General features: G+C 55.2%; 1 rRNA gene. It reads right to left on the bottom strand.

Annotation, left to right across the window (positions count from 1 at the left end):
* Nucleotides 1-1,063: ribosomal RNA gene (locus tag AB0E07_RS39860) — 23S ribosomal RNA — on the bottom strand; the annotation flags it as partial.

Here is a 1,063-nt window from a genome sequence, read left to right as displayed (position 1 = left end):
CCTTCAGGGGGCTTGTGCCCCGGGAGATCTCATCTTGAGGCGCGCTTCCCGCTTAGATGCTTTCAGCGGTTATCGCTTCCGAACATAGCTACCCGGCAATGCCACTGGCGTGACAACCGGAACACCAGAGGTTCGTCCACTCCGGTCCTCTCGTACTAGGAGCAGCCCCTCTCAAATCTCCAACGCCCATGGCAGATAGGGACCGAACTGTCTCACGACGTTCTGAACCCAGCTCGCGTACCACTTTAAATGGCGAACAGCCATACCCTTGGGACCGACTACAGCCCCAGGATGTGATGAGCCGACATCGAGGTGCCAAACACCGCCGTCGATATGAACTCTTGGGCGGTATCAGCCTGTTATCCCCGGAGTACCTTTTATCCGTTGAGCGATGGCCCTTCCATACAGAACCACCGGATCACTAAGTCCTAGTTTCCTACCTGCTTGATCCGTCGATCTTGCAGTCAAGCACGCTTATGCCTTTGCACACAGTGCGCGATGTCCGACCGCGCTGAGCGTACCTTCGAGCTCCTCCGTTACTCTTTAGGAGGAGACCGCCCCAGTCAAACTACCCACCATACACGGTCCCCGACCCAGATAATGGGCCCAGGTTAGAACGTCAAGCACGACAGGGTGGTATTTCAAGGATGGCTCCACTGCAGCTAGCGCCACAGTTTCATAGCCTCCCACCTATCCTACACAGACGAACTCAACGTTCAGTGTAAAGCTATAGTAAAGGTTCACGGGGTCTTTCCGTCTTGCCACGGGAACGCTGCATCTTCACAGCGATTTCAATTTCACTGAGTCTCGGGTGGAGACAGCGCCGCTGTCGTTACGCCATTCGTGCAGGTCGGAACTTACCCGACAAGGAATTTCGCTACCTTAGGACCGTTATAGTTACGGCCGCCGTTTACTGGGGCTTCGATCAAGAGCTTCGCCTTGCGGCTGACCCCATCAATTAACCTTCCAGCACCGGGCAGGCGTCACACCCTATACGTCCACTTTCGTGTTTGCAGAGTGCTGTGTTTTTGATAAACAGTCGCAGCGGCCTGGTTACTGCGAC

Source organism: Streptomyces sp. NPDC048002, assembly GCF_040653275.1.
Classification (GTDB): domain Bacteria; phylum Actinomycetota; class Actinomycetes; order Streptomycetales; family Streptomycetaceae; genus Streptomyces.
This window is presented reverse-complemented; position numbering and strand designations above follow the sequence as displayed.